Genomic DNA, 752 nt, shown 5'->3' on the forward strand with positions numbered 1-752 from the left:
CGCTAGAATGAACATGTTTTTAATAAATTGGTATTAGCAGTTAGGAGAAACCAATGCCTTCATTTGATATTGTATCTGAAGTAGAAATGAACGAAGCTAAAAACGCAGTCGATAACGCAAATCGTGAACTAGAAACACGCTTTGACTTTAGAGGCGTTGATGCATCTATAGAGTTAAACGATAAAACAATTAAATTAAAAGCCGAAGCAGACTCTCAGGTTATGCAGTTATTTGATATTTTGGCGAACAAAATATCTAAGCGTGGCATGGACGTATCAAGTTTAGAGCTACAAGATATTAGTCGTGCAGGCAAAAATGTTTTTCGTAATGTCGGGTTAAAGCAAGGCATCGAAAAAGACATGGCTAAAAAAGTTGTAAAAGCCATTAAAGACTCGAAAGTTAAAGTGCAAGCGGCCATTCAAGGTGAAGAAGTACGTGTAACAGGTAAAAAACGCGACGACCTTCAAGAAGCAATGCAGGTTGTGCGCAGCGCCGATTTAGGGCAGCCTTTCCAATTTAAAAATTTCCGTGATTAAAACACCTCCAAAAATCTAGCTAACCAGCTAGGGGGTTAATTAAAAGCCAAACAGCAGTGTTTGGCTTTTTTGTTATACCAATTGCATTAAATTAGTGATCTATTATAGCGATAAGAAAATAGCGCAATAACAAGGCTAAAACTATGATACATAGTTGTTCTATATAAATAGTTTTTAACGTAGTTAGTGAGTTATTTAATACGCTAGAATGATCAT

General features: G+C 36.0%; 1 protein-coding gene. It reads left to right on the forward strand.

What is annotated here, in order from left to right:
* Nucleotides 1-53: 53 nt before the first annotated feature.
* A complete protein-coding gene (locus CWB66_RS20290; RefSeq protein ID WP_024611901.1) occupies nt 54-536 on the forward strand; it encodes a YajQ family cyclic di-GMP-binding protein in 483 nt (160 codons plus the stop codon).
* Nucleotides 537-752 lie beyond the last annotated feature (216 nt).

This window comes from Pseudoalteromonas sp. S558, from assembly GCF_005886635.1.
GTDB classification, from domain to species: domain Bacteria; phylum Pseudomonadota; class Gammaproteobacteria; order Enterobacterales; family Alteromonadaceae; genus Pseudoalteromonas; species Pseudoalteromonas aliena.

Coding starts and splice junctions, on each gene's coding strand:
- CWB66_RS20290 (WP_024611901.1), top strand. CDS start 54: ATGCCTTCATTTGATATTGTATCTGAAGTAGAAATGAACGAAGCTAAA.